We start from the raw sequence: 2,205 nt of genomic DNA, 5'->3' as shown, positions 1-2,205 counted from the left end.
CCGCGGTTCCCCCGCAGCACCTGGCGCCTACCTCAAGGATCTCTACGAACTGCTGGACGAGATGGACCTGCGCGGTATCCCGTTCGGTCACTTCGGTGAGGGCTGCGTGCACATCCGTATTTCCTTCGATTTCAACACCGAAGAGGGCGTGGCTCTCTACCGCGAATTCATCGAGCGCGCGGCACAGCTCGTGCACCGCTACGGCGGGTCGGTTTCCGGCGAACACGGTGACGGTCGAGCTCGCTCCGAATTGTTGACCATGATCTACTCTGAGGAAGCTCGACAGGCCTTCGCCGAGTTCAAACGGATTTTCGACCCCGAGAACTTCTTCAACCCCGGTGTGCTCGTGGATCCGGAACCCATCGACCAGGCATCCGCCCGGGCCCCGGCGCTCGCACGTTCGAGCTCACCCCCGTCCACGCGTTCTCCTCCGACAACGGCTCCTTCGGCCAAGCGATCAACCGTTGCGTGGGCGTGGGCGCGTGCCGTTCGGACGCCGGCGCCATGTGCCCGTCCTTCCAGGCCACGCACGACGAAGTCCACTCAACCCGCGGCCGCATGCGCTCGCTCGCCGAAATGCTGCGCGGGGAAACCATCACGGACGGCTGGAAGTCCAAGGAAACCTACGAGGCCCTCGACCTGTGCCTCTCGTGCAAAGCGTGCGCGACCGAGTGCCCGGTCAACGTGGACATGGCCACCTACAAGGCCGAGTTCCTGCACCACCACTTCCGCCAGGGCCTCACCTCGTTCATCGGCAAGGACCGCCGCCCCATGGCGCACCTGACCATGGGGTGGATGCCGTGGCTCATGAAGCTCGTGACCAAGGTCCCCGGCTCGCTGCGCGCGGTCAACTTCCTGGAGCGGTTCCGCCCGGTCGAAGAACTCACCAAGAAGCTCGGCGGCATCGAGCCCAAGCGCCGCATGATTCGCTTCAACAACGCCCCGCTCACCTCCTGGTACAAGGCTCGCGCCAAGGGCGACGACGCCGCTCGCGACCTTGCGCGCGGCGGCAACCGAGCGTCGTCGTCGGCAGACGACAAGCCCTCGGTGGTGCTGTGGCCGGACACGTTCACCAACTTCTCCGCGGACGCCCCGGCAAGGCGGCAATCGAGGTGCTCGAGGCCATGGGCTACCGCGTGCTGATGCCCATGGGCAACGTGTGTTGCGGCCTGACCTGGCACTCCACCGGGCAGTTAGACATGACCCGCAAGACGCTGCGGCAGACCCTGGATGTGATGGAGCCGCTTCTCGAAGCGGGCTACCCGATCATCGGCCTGGAACCGTCCTGCACCGTGATGCTGCAGCACGACATCACCGAACTGCTGCCCGACGACCCCCGCGCCCACAAGGTGCAGGCTCTGACCGTGACGCTGGGCGAGTTTTCCGCCAAGCATGCGGAGGACGGCGGCCACTGGCCGTTCGGAACCTTGGAAACGCAAGCCGGCCCGGGCCAGGCGCTGTGCCAGGTGCACTGCCACGAGCAGTCGATGGGCAACTACTCCCCCGAGCTGAAGGTGCTGGAGAAACTGGGCGTCAACAGCAACGTGGTGGGTGGCGGTTGCTGCGGGCTGGCCGGAAACTGGGGCTTCGAACCCGGTCACTACGAGGTCTCACAGACCCTCGGCGAGCGCGAGCTCTTCCCAAGCATCCGCGCTGCTCAGCCCGGAACCATCGTGCTCGCGGACGGCTTTTCGTGTCGCACGCAGATCGCCCAGGGAACCGGCGCGGAAGGAGTTCACCTGGCACAGGTGATGCGTGCGGCTATTCGGCCGGAAAAGTAGCACACTGTTGCCATGAGGAGAATCACGCTCGCCCCCCAGAGCTCTCGCACCGGTACCCGTCCCGTCATGATTGCAACCGGCCTGGCCGCCGTGTTGTTGTTGTCCGCTTGTGGCGGTGGTGGGGACACCACCGCGACGAGCAATCAGCCACGCAGTCTCCGTCCACCTCGGTGAGCGCCACGCCGTCCGCATCGCCCTCGGAGACGGCCTCGGAATCAACCTCCGAGCTGCCGGCCCTGAGCCGACCGAGTCCGCCGCGGAGGCGTCCGAGACCTCGGACGCCGTAGGCCGCACCCGCCCCCGAGGAAACCGCAGCCGCACCGGAAGGCCCGGAGGCTCCGGAACCCGAGCGCACGGCGTCGGCCCCCGAACTGGGCATGCCGCCGGCGGTGCCGTTCACCCCGCCCGCCACGGACGGCCAGAG

General features: G+C 66.8%; 2 protein-coding genes and 2 pseudogenes. 3 read left to right on the top strand and 1 reads right to left on the bottom strand.

The genetic code is table 11. The features are described 5' to 3' along the window. Window positions 1-61: 61 nt before the first annotated feature. The 3 genes and pseudogenes from YO9_RS19360 to YO9_RS19350 form a co-directional block, all read left to right on the top strand. Window positions 62-280, top strand: a pseudogene (locus tag YO9_RS19360) (FAD-binding oxidoreductase); the annotation flags it as partial. A gap of 188 nt (window positions 281-468) precedes the next feature. Beyond that, window positions 469-1,143 (top strand): (Fe-S)-binding protein, encoded by a 675-nt coding sequence (locus YO9_RS19355; protein ID WP_223286723.1) that lies wholly within the window; start codon window positions 469-471, stop codon window positions 1,141-1,143. Then, entirely contained in the window at window positions 1,056-1,781 is a 726-nt protein-coding gene (locus tag YO9_RS19350; protein WP_223286722.1) for a (Fe-S)-binding protein, read from the top strand. Before YO9_RS19355 ends, YO9_RS19350 begins: the two co-directional genes overlap by 88 nt. 64 nt (window positions 1,782-1,845) lie before the next feature. Here the strand turns inward: YO9_RS19350 and YO9_RS0115950 are convergent. After that, a pseudogene (locus YO9_RS0115950) lies at window positions 1,846-2,205 on the bottom strand (hypothetical protein); the annotation flags it as partial.

The organism is Kocuria atrinae C3-8 (genome assembly GCF_000286355.1).
Taxonomy (GTDB): domain Bacteria; phylum Actinomycetota; class Actinomycetes; order Actinomycetales; family Micrococcaceae; genus Kocuria; species Kocuria atrinae_A.
Note: the sequence above shows the minus strand (reverse complement) of the source record. Positions and strands in the feature narration are given on the sequence as shown.